The 21,037-nt window shown below is 60.8% G+C and carries 20 protein-coding genes and 1 pseudogene; 12 read left to right on the forward strand and 9 right to left on the reverse strand.

Annotated elements, in window-relative coordinates; genetic code table 11:
* Positions 1 to 45: 45 nt before the first annotated feature.
* From dnaQ to MRY17_RS14390, 3 genes are all read right to left on the reverse strand, one after another.
* Positions 46 to 786, reverse strand: coding sequence for a DNA polymerase III subunit epsilon (gene dnaQ / locus MRY17_RS14380; protein WP_163001637.1), 741 nt, complete (start codon positions 784 to 786; stop codon positions 46 to 48).
* A gap of 67 nt (positions 787 to 853) precedes the next feature.
* Positions 854 to 1,306, reverse strand: a complete 453-nt coding sequence (gene rnhA / locus MRY17_RS14385; RefSeq protein ID WP_003173571.1) for a ribonuclease HI — start codon at positions 1,304 to 1,306, stop codon at positions 854 to 856.
* A 31-nt stretch (positions 1,307 to 1,337) separates the two neighbouring features.
* Positions 1,338 to 2,096, reverse strand: a complete 759-nt coding sequence (locus MRY17_RS14390; protein ID WP_243352361.1) for a class I SAM-dependent methyltransferase — start codon at positions 2,094 to 2,096, stop codon at positions 1,338 to 1,340.
* Positions 2,097 to 2,161: 65 nt separating this feature from the next.
* Between MRY17_RS14390 and gloB the strand changes: the two genes are divergently transcribed.
* The 8 genes from gloB to MRY17_RS14430 all read left to right on the forward strand — a co-directional run bounded on the left by gloB (position 2,162) and on the right by MRY17_RS14430 (position 12,916).
* The gene (gene gloB / locus MRY17_RS14395) at positions 2,162 to 2,929 is read left to right on the forward strand and encodes a hydroxyacylglutathione hydrolase (RefSeq protein WP_181284947.1); all 768 of its coding nucleotides are present in this window, start codon (positions 2,162 to 2,164) and stop codon (positions 2,927 to 2,929) included.
* A gap of 98 nt (positions 2,930 to 3,027) precedes the next feature.
* Positions 3,028 to 4,428, forward strand: coding sequence for a transglycosylase SLT domain-containing protein (locus MRY17_RS14400; protein ID WP_191951785.1), 1,401 nt, complete (start codon positions 3,028 to 3,030; stop codon positions 4,426 to 4,428).
* 211 nt (positions 4,429 to 4,639) lie between these two features.
* A complete protein-coding gene (locus MRY17_RS14405; RefSeq protein WP_243352362.1) occupies positions 4,640 to 6,469 on the forward strand; it encodes an extracellular solute-binding protein in 1,830 nt (609 codons plus the stop codon).
* Complete coding sequence (locus tag MRY17_RS14410; protein ID WP_191956910.1) at positions 6,466 to 8,304, forward strand: extracellular solute-binding protein; 1,839 nt, start codon at positions 6,466 to 6,468, stop codon at positions 8,302 to 8,304. Before MRY17_RS14405 ends, MRY17_RS14410 begins: the two co-directional genes overlap by 4 nt.
* Positions 8,305 to 9,381 carry a microcin C ABC transporter permease YejB gene (locus tag MRY17_RS14415; protein ID WP_124358723.1) on the forward strand — a complete coding sequence of 359 codons (1,077 nt, stop codon included), beginning with the start codon at positions 8,305 to 8,307 and terminating at the stop codon, positions 9,379 to 9,381.
* A gap of 1 nt (position 9,382) precedes the next feature.
* Complete coding sequence (locus MRY17_RS14420) at positions 9,383 to 10,402, forward strand: ABC transporter permease (protein WP_191951788.1); 1,020 nt, start codon at positions 9,383 to 9,385, stop codon at positions 10,400 to 10,402.
* Position 10,403: 1 nt separating this feature from the next.
* Positions 10,404 to 12,005 (forward strand): ABC transporter ATP-binding protein, encoded by a 1,602-nt coding sequence (locus MRY17_RS14425; protein ID WP_181284942.1) that lies wholly within the window; start codon positions 10,404 to 10,406, stop codon positions 12,003 to 12,005.
* Between the two features lie 17 nt (positions 12,006 to 12,022).
* Positions 12,023 to 12,916 (forward strand): AraC family transcriptional regulator, encoded by an 894-nt coding sequence (locus tag MRY17_RS14430; protein WP_243352363.1) that lies wholly within the window; start codon positions 12,023 to 12,025, stop codon positions 12,914 to 12,916.
* On the opposite strand, the gene MRY17_RS14435 is transcribed toward MRY17_RS14430, so the two are convergent.
* Positions 12,858 to 13,445: a LysE family translocator gene (locus MRY17_RS14435; protein WP_243352364.1), complete on the reverse strand. Its 588-nt coding sequence runs from the start codon at positions 13,443 to 13,445 to the stop codon at positions 12,858 to 12,860. The genes MRY17_RS14430 and MRY17_RS14435 overlap by 59 nt on opposite strands.
* Before the next feature lie 585 nt (positions 13,446 to 14,030).
* On the opposite strand from MRY17_RS14435, the pseudogene MRY17_RS14440 reads away from it, so the two are divergent.
* A pseudogene (locus MRY17_RS14440) lies at positions 14,031 to 14,138 on the forward strand (transcriptional regulator); the annotation flags it as partial.
* A gap of 48 nt (positions 14,139 to 14,186) precedes the next feature.
* On the opposite strand, the gene MRY17_RS14445 reads toward MRY17_RS14440, so the two are convergent.
* Positions 14,187 to 14,816: a ribonuclease T2 family protein gene (locus tag MRY17_RS14445; RefSeq protein ID WP_191951793.1), complete on the reverse strand. Its 630-nt coding sequence runs from the start codon at positions 14,814 to 14,816 to the stop codon at positions 14,187 to 14,189.
* 47 nt (positions 14,817 to 14,863) lie between these two features.
* The gene (locus MRY17_RS14450; RefSeq protein WP_191956908.1) at positions 14,864 to 15,841 is read right to left on the reverse strand and encodes a Gfo/Idh/MocA family protein; all 978 of its coding nucleotides are present in this window, start codon (positions 15,839 to 15,841) and stop codon (positions 14,864 to 14,866) included.
* Positions 15,842 to 15,965: 124 nt separating this feature from the next.
* Here MRY17_RS14450 and MRY17_RS14455 point away from each other — a divergent pair, with 124 nt between their 5' ends.
* Complete coding sequence (locus MRY17_RS14455; protein WP_181284936.1) at positions 15,966 to 16,328, forward strand: NUDIX hydrolase; 363 nt, start codon at positions 15,966 to 15,968, stop codon at positions 16,326 to 16,328.
* A gap of 310 nt (positions 16,329 to 16,638) precedes the next feature.
* Here the strand turns inward: MRY17_RS14455 and MRY17_RS14460 are convergent, their stop codons facing one another.
* The 3 genes from MRY17_RS14460 to MRY17_RS14470 form a co-directional block, all read right to left on the reverse strand.
* Positions 16,639 to 16,866: a hypothetical protein gene (locus MRY17_RS14460; protein ID WP_181284935.1), complete on the reverse strand. Its 228-nt coding sequence runs from the start codon at positions 16,864 to 16,866 to the stop codon at positions 16,639 to 16,641.
* An 88-nt stretch (positions 16,867 to 16,954) separates the two neighbouring features.
* Positions 16,955 to 17,284 (reverse strand): hypothetical protein, encoded by a 330-nt coding sequence (locus MRY17_RS14465; RefSeq protein WP_181284934.1) that lies wholly within the window; start codon positions 17,282 to 17,284, stop codon positions 16,955 to 16,957.
* An 82-nt stretch (positions 17,285 to 17,366) separates the two neighbouring features.
* Positions 17,367 to 17,804 carry a DUF3995 domain-containing protein gene (locus MRY17_RS14470; RefSeq protein WP_191951795.1) on the reverse strand — a complete coding sequence of 146 codons (438 nt, stop codon included), beginning with the start codon at positions 17,802 to 17,804 and terminating at the stop codon, positions 17,367 to 17,369.
* Between the two features lie 93 nt (positions 17,805 to 17,897).
* Here MRY17_RS14470 and MRY17_RS14475 point away from each other — a divergent pair, with 93 nt between their 5' ends.
* Both MRY17_RS14475 and MRY17_RS14480 read left to right on the forward strand, forming a co-directional pair.
* On the forward strand, positions 17,898 to 18,287 hold the full coding sequence (locus MRY17_RS14475; RefSeq protein ID WP_243352365.1) for a DUF2946 family protein: 390 nt from the start codon (positions 17,898 to 17,900) through the stop codon (positions 18,285 to 18,287).
* Positions 18,288 to 18,379: 92 nt separating this feature from the next.
* Positions 18,380 to 20,506: a TonB-dependent receptor gene (locus MRY17_RS14480; protein WP_243352366.1), complete on the forward strand. Its 2,127-nt coding sequence runs from the start codon at positions 18,380 to 18,382 to the stop codon at positions 20,504 to 20,506.
* Positions 20,507 to 21,037: the final 531 nt, after the last annotated feature.

Consider the following 21,037-nt stretch of genomic DNA (forward strand, 5'->3'; position numbering starts at 1 on the left):
AATCGGGGGCAAGCCCCCTCCCACCTTGATTGCGTTGTGCCAGGATTATTGTTGCGTCAGTTGGGTCCACAACGCCGGCGCGCCGGCCGCCTTGGCAATCGCTTCCAACCGCGCGACATGCTCGGCCAGATCCTGCTCGCTGGCACGGATGACAGGCGTGGGCCTGCGGTCGGCCGGCAGGCGACGGATCTCCGAAGGGCGATTGCCCGAGCCTTCCGCCGAACCGCTGCCATCGGTTGCATTACCGGCCAACGACAGGCTGGTCTGCCCGCCGGTCATGGTCAGGTAAACGTCGGCCAGGATCTCGGAGTCGAGCAAGGCGCCGTGCAGTTCACGCCCGGAGTTGTCGACGCCATAACGCTTGCACAAGGCGTCGAGGCTGTTGCGCTGGCCGGGGTGCCGCTCACGGGCCATCATCAGGGTATCGAGGATCGAGCAGTGCCGGGAAATATCCGCGCGGTCCATCTGCCCCATCAGGGCAAATTCGTTATTGATGAAGCCGACGTCGAACGCCGCGTTATGGATGATCAGTTGGGCACCGTTGATGAACTCGAAAAACTCATCGGCCACTTCGGCAAAGCGCGGCTTGCCCTTGAGGAATTCGTCGGTGATGCCGTGGACGCCGATCGCGCCTTCGTCACTGTCGCGGTCCGGTTGCAGGTAGACATGAAAGTGACGACCGGTCAGCCGACGACCCATCAGTTCGACACAGCCGATTTCGATGATCCGGTGACCATCGGTCACCGGCATGCCGGTGGTTTCGGTATCGAGTACAACGGATCGGATGGCCATCAGGGTTCAGCTCTCAACGGTGTGTAGGTCAAAGGGCGCGATGTTAACACGTCAACCGGCCTCAGCTCTGCTTGTAGCCGCGCACTTCATCCACGCCGCGGTTGGCCAGTTGGTCGGCGCGCTCGTTGCCTGGATGGCCGATATGCCCACGCACCCATTTCCAGGTGATGTCATGGCGGTTGCATTGTTCGTCGAGCAGTTGCCACAGGTCGGCATTCTTGACCGGCTCCTTGGCTGCCGTTTTCCAGCCGCGTTTTTTCCAGTTGACCATCCACTCGTTGATGCCCTTCATCACATATTGCGAATCGGTCACCAAGAGGACGTTGCAGCGCCGCTTGAGTTCTTCGAGGCCGCGAATGGCGCCCATCAGCTCCATGCGGTTATTGGTGGTATTGGCTTCGCCGCCCCACAACTCCTTCTCCACGCCCTTGCACACCAGCAATGCGCCCCAGCCGCCGGGGCCGGGGTTGCCCTTGCAGGCGCCATCGGTGAAGAGTTCTACACTATCGGTCATCGGTTATTCGGCCTGAAATCAAAAAGAGGTTTTACGGTTCGCCTTGTTCGCGGTTGACCTTGGCCAGCGGCATCGGCACCAGCTTGCCGAGGGGTTCGCGGCGCACTGGCTGCACCGGTCGCAGCCCGACCACGATCTTGCGTGCAACCAGTAAATAGAAGCCGCCACCCGACAGCTGCCAGGCCCCTGCCCGTCGTTCCCAACCGGCAAGGCGGCCCTGCCACTTGGCACTCGCAAGCGGCGGACGATAGCACCCGAAGCGCCGTTTCTCCAGCGCGAAGCCCAGCAGGTTCAGCCAGTCGCCCACCCGCGAAGGCGCGATGCAGCGCGCCTGGCGCAGGCCATCATTGGCAAACACGTGGCGCAGCCCCCAACTGCTCCACGGGTTGATGCCGACAATCAGCAGATGGCCACCGGGGCGCACGCTGCTCGCCGCTTCGCGCAGCAAACCGTGGGGAGACAGGCAGAAATCCAGCCCGTGCTGCAATACCACCACATCGGCGGCGTGTTCGCTCAAGGGCCAGGCCTGTTCCTCGCAGACGATCTCCACCCCTGGCAATGGCGCCCCCAGGCGAACATTGCGTTGCACCTGCGGCGCCGATGGCGGCGTGTCGGCCGACGGCCCGTAATGCACCAGGTAACCACCAAAGAACCGACCCAGCTCGTCTTCGAGCATGCGCCGCTCTTCTTCCAGCAAAAACTGCCCAATCGGCCCGGACAGCCATTCACGGGCTGCGCTGATCAGGGCCAGCCACTCGGGATCGGCCTGGGCGAACGCTTTATCAGTCATTGCATTCTCCAACTCGCCTAGACGTTCTAAGATGCACCAATGTGTTCAACTTGGCGAATCGAAGAATGATACAGATCAGTGCTCTACCCGCCTTCACCGACAACTACATCTGGTTGTTACAGGATGAGCGAACCCAACGTTGCGCCGTGGTCGATCCCGGTGACGCCGCGCCGGTAATTGCCTGGCTTGAGCAGAACCCGGCCTGGGTACTCGGCGACATCCTGGTCACTCACCATCACCATGATCATGTCGGCGGTGTCGAGCAACTCAAAAAGCTCACGGGTGCCAAGGTCTACGGCCCAGCTAACGAAAACATCCCGGCACGGGACGTCGACTTGCAGGACAACGACCGCATCATCGTGCTCGGCCTGGACTTCGCCGTGTACGCAGTGCCCGGCCACACCCTCGGCCATATCGCTTATTACCATCAGGGCGTGTTGCTGTGTGGCGACACGCTGTTTGCCGCCGGTTGCGGTCGCCTGTTCGAAGGCACTCCGGAGCAGATGCATACCTCGCTCGAGCGCCTGGCCGCCCTGCCCCCCGACACCCTGGTGTACTGCACCCACGAATACACACAAAGTAACCTCAAGTTTGCCCAAGCCGTGGAACCGCACAACGCCGACATCGCAGAACGGGTGGCGCAGGTCGCCCAGTTACGGGCCCGTGGCGAGATGACGCTGCCCTCCAACCTGGCGCTTGAAAAACGTACTAACCCTTTTCTGCGCACCTCTGAAACATCCGTTAAACAAAAAGCGGACGAACGGAACGGCCGCGACAACCGCTCTGGGGCCGAGGTGTTTGCTAGCTTGAGGGCCTGGAAAGATAAGTTCTAAGCTGAAGCGATCTGATACGAAATTTCTGAATGGTTGACCGGAACCAAAGCGCTTTCTAGAATCGCCCGACATTTTTGCCCGGAACTTACTTCCAGCCAATGTCGTCATCTATTCGTAAATCCATTTCTTCAGACGCATTGACCCGCCTGGCTCAAGCCGTGGCGGTGGCCGTTTCCGCAACTCTGGCGGGCTGCCAATCGACCCATTACGCTGCACAATCCACCGTGCAACCCAAACCCAATCTTGCTGCCAAGATCAAGCAAAAACCTATCTGGCTCTCAGAGAAGCCCAGCCCCGAAGTGCCCCAGGATGTCTGGGAGCGTATGCGTCGGGGCTTTCAATTGCAGGACGGTGTCGGCGTCAACCCACGCATCGAGCAACAGCGCCTGTGGTTTGCCAGCAACCCCTCCTTTCTGGAGAACGCCGGAGAACGCGGCAGCCTCTATATTCATTACATCGTCGAACGCCTTGAAGAACGCAACATGCCCCTGGAACTGGCGCTGCTGCCGGTGATCGAAAGTGCCTACAACCCGATGGCCTATTCACGCAGCGATGCGGTCGGCTTGTGGCAGTTCATCCCCTCCACCGGGCGCTACTTCAACCTGCGCCAGACCCGCGCCTACGATGGACGCCGCGATATCACCGCTTCCACTACCGCCGCCCTGGACTATCTGACCCGTCTGCATGACATGTTCAACGGCGACTGGCTGCTGGCCCTGGCGGCCTACAATGCGGGCGAAGGCACGGTCAGCCGGGCCATCGAGCGCAACGAGAAGCTCGGCCTGCCAACGGACTACTGGAACCTGCCCCTGCCCCAGGAAACCAAGGACTACGTGCCCAAGTTCCTGGCACTGTCCCAGGTGGTGCTGGCGCCCGAGGCCTACGGCGTCAACCTGAACCCGATCGCCAACACGCCGTATTTCGAAGTGGTTGAAGTCAAGCAAAGCATGGACCTGTCGCGGGTTGCCGCGCTGGCCGAGATCGACGAAGACGAACTGTTCCAGCTCAACCCGGCCTTGAAACAACGCACCACCCTGGACGGCCCCCAGCATCTGCTGGTGCCCACCTCCAAGGCCCAGCTCCTGACCAGCACCCTTTCGACGATGAAGCCGGAAGAATTGCTGAGCATGCGCCCGAAGAAGCCGGTGTTCGACGAGGTCGAGACCAAGGCGGTTGCCGGGCGTACCCGCAGCTACAAGGTGCGCACCGGCGACAACCTTACCTTGATCGCCAAGGCCAACAAGGTAGATGTGCATGACCTGCAGCGCTGGAACAAGCTCAACGGCCAGGCGCTCAAGGTCGGCCAGACCCTGGTGATGCAGGACACACGCAAAGCCGCCGCGAAAAAACCGGTGCAGTACAAGGTCAAGAAAGGCGACTCGCTGTACATGGTCGCCAAGCGTTTCAACGTCGAGATGCAACACCTCAAGCGTTGGAACCCGCGTACCGGCCAAGCGTTGAAGCCCGGGCAGATGCTGGTGGTGTCGGGCCCGCGCTGAGGCCTCAGAAATACCGAGGAACTCATGTGGGAGGGGGCTTGCCCCCGATTGCGGTGGGCCAGTCAGCCCCTATATCGACTGACACACCGCTATCGGGGGCAAGCCCCCTCCCACATTGGGTACTCAGTGATTTCAGCAGCCTTTTTCCATCCGGAACAAGCTGTTACTGTACCGATCATAAAGCCCAAGCCGCCTGGATCGGATCTCTGACTTGAAGCGTCCCCTCCTTCTACTGATAAGTCTGGCCTTGAGCTTTGCCGCGAATGCGACGATTACCGAAAGCCATGGTTATACGCAGTTCGGCGTGCTCAAGTACCCGGCCAAATTTACCCACTTCGATTGGGTCAATCCTGCAGCGCCCAAGGGCGGCATCTTGCGGGTCATGGCATTTGGCACCTTCGATACGCTCAACCCTTACACCTTCAAGGGCTCCAGCCCGGTTTCCACCCCCAACTTCCTGCAGTACGGCGTCAACGAGCTCAACGAGCCGTTGATGGTCGGCACCGGCCAGTACGCACCCTCCGGTGACGAGCCGACTTCCAGCTACGGGCTGATCGCCCAGTCGGTGGAGTTCAGCGAGGACCGCAGTTGGGTGGTGTTCAACCTGCGCCCGCAGGCGCGTTTCCACGACGGCCAGCCAATCACCGCCGATGACGTGGCGTTTTCATACCGCACCCTGCTGACCGAAGGCCATCCGCAATACCGCACCAACCTGCAGGAAGTGGCGCGGGTGGATGTACTCAACCGCCACCGCATCCGCTTTGTATTCAAGCGGGCCGGCAACCCGTTGCTGATCCTGCGCCTGGGCGAGTTGCCGGTGTTGCCGCAACATTACTGGAAGCACCGCGATTTCAAGGCCACCACCTTCGAGCCGCCTCTGGGCAGTGGTCCATACCGCATCAGCAAGGTCACGCCAGGCCGCCAATTGGTGTTCGAACGGGTCAAGGACTACTGGGGCAAGGACCTGCCGGTCAATCAGGGCTTCTATAACTACGACAAGGTCGAGGTGGAGTTCTACCGCGACAGCGACGTAGCGTTCGAAGCCTTCAAGGCCGGCGAATTCGACATCTATATCGAGCACCAGGCCAAGAACTGGGCCAATGGCTACAACTTTCCGGCGGTCAACCGTGGCGAGGTCATCAAGGCGCAGATCGCCCACCAGATCCCGACCCAGAGCCAGGGCCTGTTCATGAACACGCGGCGGCCGACATTCAGCCAGACCAAGGTGCGCGAAGCGCTGGGCATGATGTTCGACTTCGAATGGACCAACCGCACATTGTTCAGTAATGCCTACAAACGCACCCTGAGCTACTACCCCAACAGCGAATTCTCGGCGACCGGCCTGCCGGTGGGCCACGAATGGCTGATGCTCTCGCCCTACCGCGACCAGCTGCCGGCCAACTTCTTCACCCAGCCGTTCAGCCTGCCGCAGACCGACGGACGCGGCATTCCTCGCGACACCCTGCGCCATGCCCTTGCGCTGCTGCGCGACGCGGGCTGGAAGTTGTCGGGCCAGCGCCTGCTGGACAAGGACGGCCAGCCGCTGCGCTTCGAGATATTGCTGGTCAATCCAAACCTGGAGCGCATCCTGCAACCCTATGTCGAAAACCTGAACAGCATCGGCATTGACGCGCGCCTGCGCACCGTGGACCGCGCACAGTACAAGCAACGCCTGGATCAGTTCGACTTCGACATGGTCCTGGTCACCCTCAACCAGACCCTCAGCCCAGGGCTGGAGCAATGGCAGTACTTCCATTCCAGCCAGGCCACGATCAAGGGCAGCAAGAATTACGCCGGCATCGCCAACCCCGTGGTCGATCACCTGCTCGAACAACTGCTCGCGGCAAAGACCCGCGAAGAACAACTGGCCGCCGGTCGCGCCCTGGACCGGGTGCTGCTCTGGCAGCATTACAGCATTCCCAACTGGTACCTCAACTATCATCGCCTGGCGTACCGCAATCGGTTCGCCTTCGTTACCACGCCGCCCTATAGCCTGGGCTTGAGCGCGTGGTGGCTGAAAGCTTCGGAGAAAGCCCAATGATGTCCTTGCGCAGTACTGTATTGGCCGGCCTGTTGCTGTGCAGCGCGGCCCAGGCCGCCCCGCAACATGCGTTGACGCTCTATAACGAGCCCCCCAAGTACCCCGCCGACTTCAAGCATTTCGACTACGTGAACCCCGACGCGCCCAAAGGCGGTACCTTTCGCGAATCGGCCATGGGCGGCTTCGACAGTCTCAACCCCTACATCAGCAAAGGCGTGCCTGCGGACAATCTGCCGCTGATCTACGACACCCTGGCCATGCAGAGCCTGGACGAGCCCATTACCGAATACGGCCTGGTGGCCGGCAAGATCGAAAAGGCTCCGGACAACAGTTGGGTGCGCTTCTACCTGCGTCCCGAGGCACGCTTCCATGACGGCCACCCGATCCGCGCCGAAGACGTGGTGTTCACCTTCCAGACCCTGATCAAGGACGGCACCCCGCTCTATCGCACCTACTATGCCGACGTCGATGAAGTGATCGCCGAAGACCCGCTGCGGGTGCTGTTCAAGTTCAAGCGCACCAACAACCGTGAGCTGCCACTGATCCTCGGGCAATTGCCGGTGCTGCCCAAGCACTGGTGGGCCAGCCGCGACTTTTCCAAAGGCAATCTGGAAATACCGCTGGGCAGCGGCCCGTACAAGGTGGCCGAGGTCAAGGCCGGGCGCATGATTCGCTACGAGCGGGTCAAGGATTATTGGGCCAAGGACCTGCCGGTGGCCAAGGGCTTCTATCATTTCGATAACCGTATCACCGATTATTACCGCGACAGCACCGTGTCCCTCGAAGCTTTGAAAGCCGGGCAGTTTGACTACTGGCTGGAGTTCAGCGCGAAAAACTGGGCCAACGCCTACAACATTCCGGCGGTGACCCAAGGCCGTTTGATCAAGGAGGAAATCCCCAACGGCAACCCCACCGGCATGCAGGGTTTCGTGTTCAACACGCGCAAACCGATGTTCCAGGACGTACGGGTGCGCAAGGCCATCAGCCTGTTGCTGGATTTCGAATGGAGCAACAAACAGTTGTTCAACGGCGCCTACACCCGCACCCGCAGTTACTTTGAGAACTCGGAAATGGCCGCTACCGGCTTGCCCGGCCCGGATGAACTGGCCATTCTTGAACCGCTGCGCGACAAGATCCCCGCCGAAGTCTTCACCCAGGCCTTCGAGCCGTCCAGAACCGACGGCAGCGGCATGATTCGTGCGCAGCAGCGCCAGGCCTATCAGTTGCTGCAGGAGGCCGGCTGGAAAATCGTCGACGACAAAATGGTCGACACCACCGGCAAACCGGTGACCATCGAGTTCCTGCTGGCCCAGACCGAGTTCGAGCGCATCCTGTTGCCGTTCAAGCGCAACCTGGCCGACCTGGGTATCGACCTGGTGATCCGCCGGGTCGACGTGTCGCAGTTCGTCAACCGCCTGCGCTCGCGGGATTTCGACATGCTGGTGGGCAGCTTTCCGCAATCCACTTCACCGGGTAACGAGCAGCGCGAATTCTGGAAATCGTCCAGCGCCGACAAACCGGGCAGCCGCAACTACATGGGGCTCAAGGACCCCGCCGTCGACCAGTTGGTCGAGCAACTGATCGACGCCGATTCGCGCAAAAGCCTGATCGCCCACGCCAGGGCCCTGGATCGCGTGCTGCAGTTCGGCTATTACGTGATCCCCAACTGGCACATCAAGACCTTCCGCGTGGCGTACTGGGACCACCTCGGCCACCCGAAAATCTCACCGCGCTATGACGTCGGCACCGCCACCTGGTGGGCCAAGCCGGACGTTAAACCGGCCGTTCCCCTGGACACCACGCAAAGCGCCGAAGCGGCGAGCGGAGGCGATTGAATGCTGGCCTATATTGTTCGTCGCCTGTTGCTGATCATCCCCACGCTGTTCGGGATCCTGCTGATCAACTTCGTGATCATCCAGGCCGCCCCAGGGGGCCCGGTGGAACAGATGATCGCCAAGCTCGAGGGTTTTGACGGCGCCACCAGCCGCATTGCCGGTGGCGGCGCCGAAGTGTCGGTGGCCGGTTCCAGCAGCTACCGGGGCGCCCAGGGGCTGGACCCGGCGCTGATCAAGGAAATCGAGAAAATGTACGGTTTCGACAAGTCGGCGCCGGAACGCTTGTGGATCATGGTCAAGAACTACGCCCGACTGGATTTCGGCGACAGTTTTTTCCGTGACGCCAAGGTCATCGACCTGATCAAGGAGAAGATGCCGGTGTCCATCTCTCTCGGGTTGTGGAGCACCCTGATCATGTACCTGGTGTCGATCCCCCTGGGCATCGCCAAGGCCACGCGCCACGGCAGTCACTTCGACGTGTGGACCAGCTCGGCAATCATCGTCGGCTATGCGATCCCGGCGTTCCTGTTCGCCATCCTGCTGATCGTGGTGTTTGCCGGCGGCAGTTACCTGGACTGGTTCCCCTTGCGCGGGCTCACGTCCAACAACTTCGACGAATTGAGCTGGGGCGGCAAGGTCCTCGATTACTTCTGGCACCTGGCCCTGCCGGTGACCGCCCTGGTGATCGGCAACTTCGCCACCATGACCCTGCTGACCAAGAACAGCTTTCTCGACGAGATCAACAAACAGTACGTGGTCACCGCCAAGGCCAAGGGCCTGACCAATCACCGCGTGCTCTACGGCCATGTGTTTCGCAACGCGATGCTGCTGGTGATTGCCGGTTTCCCCTCGGCCTTTATCGGCATCTTCTTCACCGGCTCGTTGCTGGTGGAAGTGATCTTCTCCCTCGATGGCCTGGGTCTGATGAGCTTTGAGGCGGCGATCAACCGCGACTATCCGGTGGTATTCGGTACGCTGTTTATCTTCACCCTGCTGGGGCTGATCGTAAAACTGATCGGCGACCTTACCTACACCCTGGTCGATCCGCGTATCGACTTCGCCAGCCGGGAGCATTGAGATGAATCTGTCCCCCCTCAATCGCCGCCGGTTCGAGCGCTTCAAGGCCAACAAGCGTGGCTGGTGGTCGCTGTGGCTGTTCCTGAGCCTGTTCGTGCTGAGCCTGGGCGCCGAGTTGATCGCCAACGACAAGCCGCTGGCCGTGCACTTCGACGGCGACTGGTATTTCCCGGCGCTCAAGCGCTACCCGGAAACCACCTTCGGCGGCGAGTTCCCCCTGGAAGCCAACTACAAGAGCCCGTACATCCAGGAACTGCTCAAGGCCAAGGATGCCTGGACCCTGTGGGCGCCGATCCCGTTCAGCTACCAGAGCATCAACTACGACCTGAAAGTGCCGGCCCCGGCGCCGCCGTCGAGCGTCAACCTGCTGGGCACCGATGACCAGGGCCGCGATGTACTGGCGCGGGTCATCTATGGGTTTCGCGTGTCGGTACTGTTCGCGCTGACGCTGACCGTGCTCAGCTCGATCATCGGCGTGATCGCCGGCGCCCTGCAGGGTTTCTATGGTGGTTGGGTGGACCTGGCCGGGCAACGCTTCCTGGAAATCTGGTCCGGGTTGCCGGTGCTGTACCTGCTGATCATTCTCGCCAGCTTCGTGCAGCCCAACTTCTGGTGGCTGCTGGGCATCATGCTGCTGTTCTCGTGGATGAGCCTGGTGGACGTGGTACGCGCCGAGTTTCTGCGCGGGCGCAACCTCGAGTACGTGCGCGCGGCCCGTGCGCTGGGCATGCAGAACGGCGCGATCATGTTCCGCCATATCCTGCCCAACGCGATGGTCTCGACCATGACCTTCATGCCGTTCATCCTCACCGGCGCCATCGGCACCCTCACCGCCCTGGACTTCCTGGGTTTCGGCCTGCCGGCCGGCTCGCCGTCACTGGGCGAGCTGGTGGCCCAGGGCAAATCCAACCTGCAGGCGCCGTGGCTGGGCATGAGCGCGTTCGCCGTGCTGGCGATCATGTTGAGCCTGCTGGTGTTTATCGGCGAGTCCGCTCGCGATGCCTTCGACCCGAGGAAATGAGATGAATCAGGACAATCTGATCGAAATCCGCGACCTCAGTGTCGAGTTCGTCACGGGCGAGCATCAGCATCGCGTGGTCAATCACGTCAGCTTCGATATCAAGCGCGGCGAAACCCTGGCGCTGGTCGGCGAAAGCGGCTCGGGCAAATCGGTGACGGCGCATTCGATTCTGCGCCTCTTGCCCTACCCTCTGGCGCGGCACCCGTCCGGCACCATCAGCTACGCCGGCCAAGACCTGCTGACGCTCAAGGAAAAGACCCTGCGGCATATTCGCGGCAATCGCATCGCGATGATCTTCCAGGAGCCGATGACCTCGCTGAACCCGTTGCACTCGATCGAAAAACAGATCAACGAAGTGCTCGGCCTGCACAAGGGTCTCACCGGCAAGGTCGCCACCCGGCGCACCCTGGAACTGCTGGAACTGGTGGGCATCCCCGAGCCGCACAAACGCCTCAAGGCGCTGCCCCACGAACTTTCCGGCGGCCAGCGCCAGCGGGTGATGATCGCCATGGCCCTGGCCAACGAGCCGGAACTGCTGATTGCCGATGAGCCGACCACGGCCCTCGACGTGACGGTGCAACTGAAGATCCTGGAACTGCTCAAGGAACTGCAGGCGCGCCTGGGCATGGCGTTGCTGCTGATCAGCCACGACCTGAACCTGGTCCGCCGGATCGCTCACCGCGTGTGTGTGATGCAACAGGGCTGCATCGTCGAGCAGGCCGACTGCGAGACGCTGTTCCAGGCGCCGCAACACCCTTACACCCAGGAACTGCTCGCGGCAGAGCCCAGCGGCGGGCCGGCCGGTAATGCCGTCGGGCCAGCGCTGCTGGAAGTGGACGACCTGAAAGTCTGGTTCCCGATCAAGAAAGGCTTTCTGCGCAACACCGTCGATTACGTCAAGGCCGTGGACGGCATCAACTTCAGCCTGGCCCAGGGGCAGACCCTGGGCATTGTCGGTGAAAGCGGCTCGGGCAAATCCACCCTGGGCCTGGCGATCCTGCGCTTGATTGGCAGCCAGGGCGGGATTCGCTTCGAAGGCCAGCAGCTTGACCGCCTCACCCAGCAGCAGGTGCGCCCGTTGCGCCGGGAAATGCAGGTGGTGTTCCAGGACCCGTTCGGCAGCCTGAGCCCACGCATGTGCGTCAGCGAGATCGTCGGTGAAGGGCTGCGCATTCACAAGATGGGCACGCCGGCCGAACAGGAAGCTGCGATCATTGCCGCGCTCAGGGAGGTCGGGCTGGACCCGCAATCGCGGCACCGCTACCCCCATGAGTTTTCCGGCGGCCAGCGCCAGCGCATCGCTATCGCCCGCGCCCTGGTGCTCAAACCACGCCTGATCCTGCTGGACGAACCGACCTCGGCGCTGGACCGTACGGTGCAACGCCAGGTGGTGGAATTGCTGCGCGGCTTGCAGGCCAAGTACAACCTGACCTACCTGTTCATCAGCCATGACCTGGCGGTGGTCAAGGCGCTGAGTCATCAGTTGATGGTGGTCAAGCAGGGCCAGGTCGTGGAGCAAGGGGATGCCGGGACGATTTTCGCCAACCCGCAACATGCCTATACTCGGCAATTGCTGGAAGCGGCCTTTCTGGTGCCCGCGTAACGGCAGGAGCTATCGCCATGTCGTTGAGGAGCCCCGTTCACCCTGCGCATTCGCCGCGTTTCTGGCGTGACGAGCGCTTGCCGTTCATCGAGGCGCGCACCATTACCGATGGGCGCAAGGTCACCTACACCCGACACGCCCATGAACATTTCTCCATTGGCGCCATCACCGCCGGGCGCAGCTATTACCACTATGGCGAACGGACCTTCCAGATCAGCGCCGGCGCCGTGGTGTTGATGAACCCCGGTGACGTGCATGCGTGCAATCCCATCGAAAACGAGCATTGGTCCTACCATATGCTCTATCTGGACACGCCCTGGCTGACCGATCTGCAGCATCAGCTGGGTTTCATTAACGACCTGGGTTACCGCCCGTTCAACACGCCCCATACGCGGGACCGGTCGTTGTACAGCGGCTTGCTGGCGCTGTACCGGGTGTTGGTGGATGAGCGCGCCGAACTGCTGCATAAACAGAGCGCGCTGGTGGGTTACTTCAGTGACGTGCAGCAGCGCCTGAACCCTTCACTCACATCCGTGCGGGAGGTCAATCACAAGCTGGAGCGGGCCGCCGACTACATCCGTGAACACTGTACCGAGGCCTTGAAGCTGGAGGACATCTGCCGCGCGGCCGAGCTGTCGCCGTCCTACCTGATCCGCGCCTTCAAGCAGTATTACGGGCTGACGCCCCATGCCTTTCTGGTCAACCGCCGCATTCAGTTCGCCCGCACCCAACTGCGCAATGGCGAGTTGATCGCCGATGTCGCCCTGGCCGCCGGGTTTGCCGACCAGGCGCATTTCCAGCGTGCGTTCAAACAGCATTTCGCCGCCACGCCGGGGCAATACCGCGAAACCCTCAAGCCATCAACAAATAACCCACACTGGCCACCAGCAACGCGGCCATGGAGCGGTTGAAGACTCTTACCCCCTTGGGATTGTGCAGGTAGCGCCGCAGAAAAGTTCCAGCGTAAGCCCAACACGCCACCGACAGGTAGCAGATCACCAGGTAAAGCGCCGCAAACAGCCACACCTGCCCGGCGTCGCCATCGCCCACAAACAAGCCCATCCCCGCCACACACGCCAACCAGGCTTTCGGATTGAGCCACTGCATGACCGCGCCGTACAGCATCGACGGCGCAGTGGCGCCGGCATCGGCGCCCAGGCGGCCATCGTCCACCGTCAGCTTCCAGGCCATATACAGCAGGAACGCCACACCCCCCCACTGGATCAACTGGACCAGGATCGGCCAGCGCAGCAGCACTTCATGCAGCCCCAGGCCGATCAGCACCAGCAACAAGGTAAAGCCGACGGCTGCACCGAACACGTGTTTCTGGCTGGCGACAAACCCGAAACGCGCACCGGCACTCAAGGCGACCACATTGACCGGTCCCGGCGTGATGGACGTGGCCAGGGCGAAGGCGGCCATGGAAAGAGTCAAGCTCATTGCAGTTCCTTATGTGATGCCAAACGAAGTCGGGATCACGATAAAGGGATAAAGATTCAGCGTATTGAACAAAATGACCTTTTGCCTCGTAGCACCGCGCCCAATCAGCCTTGACTGATCAACGAAAAATGCGCCCCCACTCCACGATCCAAATGTGGGAGGGGCTTGCCGCCGATGGCGGCCTCTGGGCCGACCAGGATGTTGGATCGGACCGAGTACATATCCGTTATTTAGGTAACGGCTACTTAGGGTTCCGCTTTTACAGCGGCTCACTTTTGAAAAGCGCAAAAGTAAGCAAAACGCTCTTGCCCCACCACTCGGCACCTCGCTTGGGCTCGGTGTGCCCTCTCTCCGGCTTGAATCCGTGGGCCGCCGCAATGGGCCATCCCTGGCCCAGTGCGGCTAACCCGGCGTCCTGCCGGGTTGCCCACGGATTCAAGCCTGCGTTCGGCCAGCGTGGTTTAACGGGGCGCCTAAGATCAAAAGCCAGATCAAGATCAAGAGCGACTCGCTGCGCATCGTGGTTACAGTTCTACAGAGCTGTATAGATACCTATGCCTCGAAGGTGGGCTACTCGTCCACCACGCCGGTGAACAGCCCCAGCCCCTGCTTTTGAAGCGCCTGGGCGATGTGACCCTTGCGCAGTTGGCAGACGATTTCGATGAGCGCTATCGGATCGCGATGCAGCCTTGAAAAACGCCGTTGCTCTGCATAGCTCCCATCCGACGTGTTCAAGCCTGCTCAGCGCTGGGTGGGGATGCGAATATCGCCATCCCGGCACTGGCTTTTCACACTGCGCGGGCAACCGGCAAAGGCCAGGTCCTTGGTCAGGCATACCCGCACCTCAGACAGCACCTTGCCTTTGCAGATGACGGCCATCCCGTGGTTGCCCATGCGTGGATTGCTGTCGCGAAACAGTGCCTCGATTTCGCTGGCCGATAATGACGACGGCGTATTGAACGGCTGCAGTTGTTGTGGAATGACAACCACGCCCAGCGCCGTATCGGACTTGTCCAGATACTCCATCGGCTCAAGCCCGCTGCAGGTGCCATGTTTCGCCCATTCGTGCTTGAGTAACGCACGCGTGGGGAACAGCGTGGCGCCCTTGACGATCGCTTCATCGCTCAACGGCAACTGCGGCGCGCAGGAGGCCGGCCACCCGCCCTTGGCGTACTGCGGCCATAATCCATGCAGCACGAACCCGTAGCCCTTGCCCGAACACTGTTCATTGTTCGGATGCGTCAGGCAAAACGTCGGCGACCATGACAGCGACAACACATAGAAATCAAACTCCCCCGCCAGCCCTTGACTGCGCGGCGCCGCCGTCGCGCCAGCGACGATCAACAGCCACAACAGCATCCAGTATTTCATCGCGATATCCTTCTCAATAAAAGTGAAGCATCACGCTATCGCGACGACTACGGGTGTTGGGAGTAACGTTGTAACACCTTGTCGAGGATGCGATCGGTCTTCAACGCCTCGATCGCCAGCGAAGGGTGTTTGCCCTCGCCACGAATATGGGCATTCATTGCCAGTACGTGGTGCCATTGGATATGCGCGTGGCAAGGCACCTCCAGCACCTCGTCGGTCTCCCCTTCGAGGCGCAGCGGCTGGTCTTCGAATACCGCGAACGTGATGCGCCCACGGCTGCCGATGAGCTCGACCCGGTCTTCGCGGCGGTCTGCGACAAAGTTCCAGCAGCCCATGCCCAATGCGCCGCTGGCGAAGGTCCAGCACGCGGTGACTGCGTCCTCGGCCGCATAGCGCCCGGCCTGTCGTGCGGTAAAGCCCGAGACCTCGACGATATCGCCCGCCAGGTACTGGAACAGGTCAAAGCCATGGCTGGCCAGGTCGGCAAAATAACCACCGCCGGCAATGGCCGGATCAGTGCGCCAGTTCCCCGGGTTGGTATCGGCCGGCGCCGCAGGCTTGCACAGGGTCCAGGTCAGATGACGCAACTCGCCGATACGGCCTTCCTGCAACCAGGTGCGCACCTGCTGGAAGCGCGGTAATGAGCGCCGATAGTAGGAGACAAACAGATGCAGCCCGGCGCGCTCGAAGGTGCGTTGCATCAGCGCACTCTGTTCGGCGTTCAACGACATCGGTTTTTCGACGCAGCAGTGTTTGCCTGCCGCCGCCACCATCAAGCTGTATTCGAGGTGGCTGTCGGGTGGCGTGGCGATGTACACCGCGTCCACCTCCGGGTCGTCGATCAGGGCCTGGGCATCTGTGTAAAAGCGGGCAATGCCATGGCGTGTCGCATAATCGCGTGCGGCCTCCTCGCGGCGCCCCATCACGGCCACCAGGGCCGAACCTGGCGCTTTGTAGAAAGCGGGTCCACTCTTCAATTCGGTCACACTGCCACAGCCGATCATGCCCCAACGTACGGTGCTCATCTGCCCTCCTCGTTCATTTCATCAATCGGGCAGTATCCACATACACGCTGCGGTGCGCCATAACCACTTAGCATGACAATTGCATTACACTTTTATGACAACTATCCCGTAGCAGGTATAAACGATGAAAATACGGGCCACAGTCATCTGCGAACACGAAGGGCACATCCTCTTCGTGCGCAAGGCCAGAGCGAAGTGGGCATTGCCGGGCGGCAAGGTAGAGCGTGGCGAACGCCCGGTGGGCGCCGCGGAACGCGAGCTGGAAGAAGAAACGGGGTTGAACGTGGACAGCCTGCTGTACTTGCAGGAGCTGAAGGCCCGCGACACCGTGCATCATGTGTTCGAGGCCTCGGTGGTGAATGTCGACGAGGCACGACCGTGCAACGAGATCGTCGAATGCCAGTGGTACGCCTACGGCGTACTCGACGAACTGGACACCACCGACGCCACGCGGCACATCGTCAAGTCCTTTCTGCGCCGCCTCTGATGCGGCGGTCTGACTGATGAGCGTTGCCCATACGGTAGTGCAAAGATCAAATTACGGGCAAAAAAAATCCCAAGTAGCTGATGGAAACTTGGGATTTAAAAATGCATAAACCGTGGGAGGTGAACGCCCGGCTATAGTAGCGAGTGCAAAATCGGCTCACAAGATTATTTTATTCCTTTCGTCGGATTAAACCGTTGTAAGTCGTTCAATAACCACATGTTTTTTAAGGTGAGAAGGCTGTTGATGCCACTTTTTGGTGCAAGTTGCGGCCTGCCGTCGAACTTATCCACTTATAAATAAAGGTTATTACTTATTCGACTTTTACACTGTTCAGAAACTCCATATTCAATTGCCGGCACGCCTCTCCAAGTTCGACCTGGGTTGAAGCGGTCGCGCCGGCGACGCGCTTCAGATGAAGGCACAACGCCAACTGCTCGGCGGTGGCTTCACGCTGACGGTCTGCTTCGGCGTTGAGTTGTACAAAGTAGAAACCCAGCAGCGCTGCAAGCCCCAGCACTCCCACTACGAAATTGCGCAAGCTATCGCCTCCTGATCAAGGACGCGATTGTATGCAAATACATACACGGCATTTGTCGTGGATTTGTAAACCTCCCTGCGCAAGACGCTTATTTGCGCGCCACTTTATAGCGCAGGCAGTCCTGGTAGAAGCTCTGGCGAATCGCCTCGGGCTTGAGCCGTGAGCGGCTGTCATAGGTCTGCTCGGTAATGCCCATGGCCATCATGCGCATCCACGATTTATTGAATTTGAGGGTCTGGATCTTCTGCCGTGCGGCGTACAGCGACACGCCGGAAAGCTTGAGTTCCTGGGCCCTGGCGGCCGTGCCTGCGCCCCAGCTGCACATATATTTGTCGCCCTCGCGCAGCTCCCGGGCCTGCACGGCCGCCGCGCCGCCGACCAGTGAGCAAGCAACCAGCATGATTCCAACAGTGCGCATCGGCTTTCTCACCTAACCACCTGAAAATAAAAGCGATTCTGGCGAGAATTTTGTTACAGGGGGGCCATCAGATTGCCTTATCTCATGCCCACGCCACTACCAATAAGCCGGCGCCCAACACCAGGCACAACGGCGAATAAAAGTAAGTATCCAACCTGGCGAACCTAGAGCCCACCACCTTCTTGAAGAACCCCACCAGCTCTGAATCGCCGATCGCCCTGGCAAACATCACCACGGCAATCGCACTGATCCCCCATTGCAGCGCGCCATGGGACACCGGCGAAAAATACAGACCGGCGCGCAGGCAGACCAGCAGCGCAATCGCCACCAACCCCATCGCAACCAGGAACGTACCCAGCGCCGAGGGCTTGAAGGCAGGCCGTGGCCCGTCGGCGAATTCGCCAGGCAATTGCGGTATGGCGGCCAGGCTGCCGAATTTGCCGCCGGCGGCCCAGTACAAATGCACCATGCTGATACAGGTGAAAATCCCGACGATCCAGCGCGCAACGACGAAGCTCATGGCGGGCTCTCCCAGAAATGGTGGGAATGAGCATAGACGCCTGGCTATTTTTTGCAGGTATTTCATCGGCAGGTGATGGTAAAGTGCCGCCCCATGAAACTCGCCCGCACCGACCGCTCGCTCATTGCCTGGATGCTGTATTGCTGCGTCCTGTTCAATGTGTTTGCCTGCAGCATCGGGCACGGGCAGATGGTCGGGATGCAGCTCAACGGCATCAGCGGCCAGTTCTGTACGCTGGACCCGCGCACCCAGGCACCCGTGCAGTCGAACTCTACTGATGAGCGCCTGCCAACCCTGGCCAAGGCCTTCGGTTGCCCGCTGTGCTCCACCGGCGGTACGGGCCCCGCGCTCAGCAGTCACTTGAATATAGCGGTGCTGCCACAACCGCACGCCCCACCTGCGGCCGTTGTTCTCGCCGCCGACATGCCTGCCCGCTTCACCTGGCCCGCGGCCAACCCACGCGCGCCGCCCGCCTCTGCCTGATCCCTGCGCTGTCCCTCTGCACTGACCACTGCTTCCTCAGGGAATGCCCGCGGCCGTGCGTTGCTTTCACGCCAAGTTTTCAGGATTCGATCATGAAACATTTACCCTTGCTGGCGGGCCTGTGCGGCTGCCTGCCTGTTTGCGCCCCGGCCTTTGAGCTGGCCCCTACCACTATCGAAGGCGAGCAAACCCGCGATGCCGGCCTGACCCTGGATCAATCCAGCGGCATGGCGTCGCGGCTGGGATTGAGCGTGCGCCAAACCCCGGCGTCGGTGGCCATCGCCACGCGCAACGACATCGAGCGCCACGGCGCCAAGACCTTTCGCGATGCGGCCAATACCCTGCCCGGCGTCAACGCCAGCGCGCCACCGGGTTTTGGGGGATTCGTCTCTTACCGCGGCTTCACCAGCAGCCAGATCACCCAGATGTTCAACGGTATCAACGTCGCCACCGGTCTGGCGCGGCCGGTGGATGCGTGGATCTACGACCGTGTCGAACTGGTCGGCGGCCCCTCCTCCCTGATCAATGGCGCAGGCTCCGTGGGCGGTTCGCTGAACTACGTGACCAGACTGGCCAGCCGGGAGGAACAAGCCGTCGACGGCCAGTTGACGTACGGCAGCCATGACACCGCCGGACTGGCGCTAGGCCTCAACCATGCGCTCACCGAACCCGGGGCCGAGGTGCAGCATTACGCGCGCCTGGATGTGAGCCGCAACACCCGGCACAGCTATATCGACCGCGACCAGCGCGAGGCCTGGAGCGTTGCATTTTCCCTGCTCAGCGACTTGACCCCGGACCTGTCCCATACCCTGGCCCTGGAATATCAGGACGAGCACGAAGACAGCCCCTATTGGGGCACCCCGGTGCTCAATCCCAAGGCCGGCGAGTTGAAGATCGACAGGCACAACCGTTTCAACAACTACAACGTCGCAGACGGTCGCTACGAGCAGCGCACGATCTGGGCACGCTCGATCATCGATTACCGGATCAACGACAGTACCACCTTGAAAAACACTCTCTACCACCTCGACAGCCAGCGCGATTACCGCAACCTGGAAACCTACCAGTACAATGCCGACAACAGCGCGGTGAACCGTTCGACCGCATATCAGGTGCGCCATCAGGGTGAGCAGAACGGCAACCAGTTCGAGCTGCGCCATGAGGACGCTGTCTTCGGTCTGGCCACCATCTGGTCCGGGGGCTTGGAATACAAGGTCAACAGCACCACCAACAGCCCGTTGAACGTGCCGGGCAACAGTACGGTGGACCCGAACGGCTATAACCCAGGCCACTTTTATGACATCCCCGGCACCCGGCCTGGTTTTATCAAAGACAAGACCAGCGCAGTGATCACAAAGGCGCTGTTCGTGGAAAACCGCCTGGGTTTGACCGACACGTTGTCGCTGCTGACCGGCCTGCGTTATGACGCCATCGACCTGGACGTCACCAACCATAGGACGGTGACAGCCTCCAACCCAAGGCATCTCAAGCGCAGTTGGGAGCCGGTGACCGGACGCGTGGGTTTGACCTACCAGTTCATTCCATCCGCCAATGTCTACGTGCAATACAGCACCGCTGCCGAACAGCCGAGCACCACGACGCAAGTGTTCGACGTATCGACCGGCAAGCAATGGGAAATAGGCAGCAAGTTCGACTACCTTGAGGGTCGTGGCGCCGCCACGCTTGCCGCTTACAGGATCGAGCGCAAGGACTTTGCCGTGACCGACCCACAGGACCCGACCCGCAGCATTCCCGTGGGTGCGCAATCATCCAGGGGCATCGAGCTGGCCGGTTCGCTGCGCATCACCCCCCGATTGCTGGCTGAAGGCAACTTCGCCTGGGTGGATGCGCAATACGATGACTTCAACGAAAAAACCGCCAGCGGTACGGTGGTGTCACGTAAAGGCAACACGCCGACCAACGTACCCGAGCGCGTGGGCAACCTCTGGCTGACCTATGACGTTTCCGAGGACTGGCAAGGCGGTGTGGACGCGCGTTACGTGGCCCAGGTGTATGCCGACAACGCCAACACCCAGACGGTGCCGGCCTACACGCTGTTCGGCAGTTTTCTGCGCTATAAAGTGGACACGCATACCTCGATAACCGGCCGGGTGCGCAACTTGACCAATGAGGTGTATGCCGAATTCGCCCACGTGTCACCGGCGTATTATCTCGGCTCACCGCGAACGTTCGAGGTGGCCGTACAAACCCGATTCTAAAGCTCAAATGCAAGCAATATGGAAAGGGTTGCCCTCGACTGCAGTGTGCCAGCTTACACATCCGTGTCTGGCTGACTGCTATCAGGGCACAGGTATCTACACCACTTTCCAGACCGTAGCAGCCAGCGGTAACCACAATGCGAAGCGAGCCGCTCTTGATCTTGATCTGGCTTTTGATCTCAGGCGCCCCGTTAAACCACGCTGGCCGAACGCAGGCTTGAATCCGTGGGTAACCCGGCAGGACGCCGGGTTAGCCGCCCCGCGCCATGGATGGCGCGTGGCGGCGGCCCACGGATTCAAGCCTGCGTTCGGGCACACCGAGCCTGGGCGAGGTGCCGAGTGGTGGGGCAAGAGCGTTTTGCTTACTTTTGCGCTTTTCAAAAGTGAGCCGCTGTAAAAGCGGAACCATTAGCAGCCGTGACCGCAGAAACGGATATGTACTCGGTCAATCCAGCATCCTGGTCGGCCCTGAGGCCGCCATCGGGGGCAAGCCCCCTCCCACAGTGGACATTGGATTGTGGTGCATCAGTC

Source organism: Pseudomonas orientalis (assembly GCF_022807995.1).
In the GTDB taxonomy this organism is placed as follows: Bacteria; Pseudomonadota; Gammaproteobacteria; order Pseudomonadales; family Pseudomonadaceae; genus Aquipseudomonas; species Aquipseudomonas orientalis_B.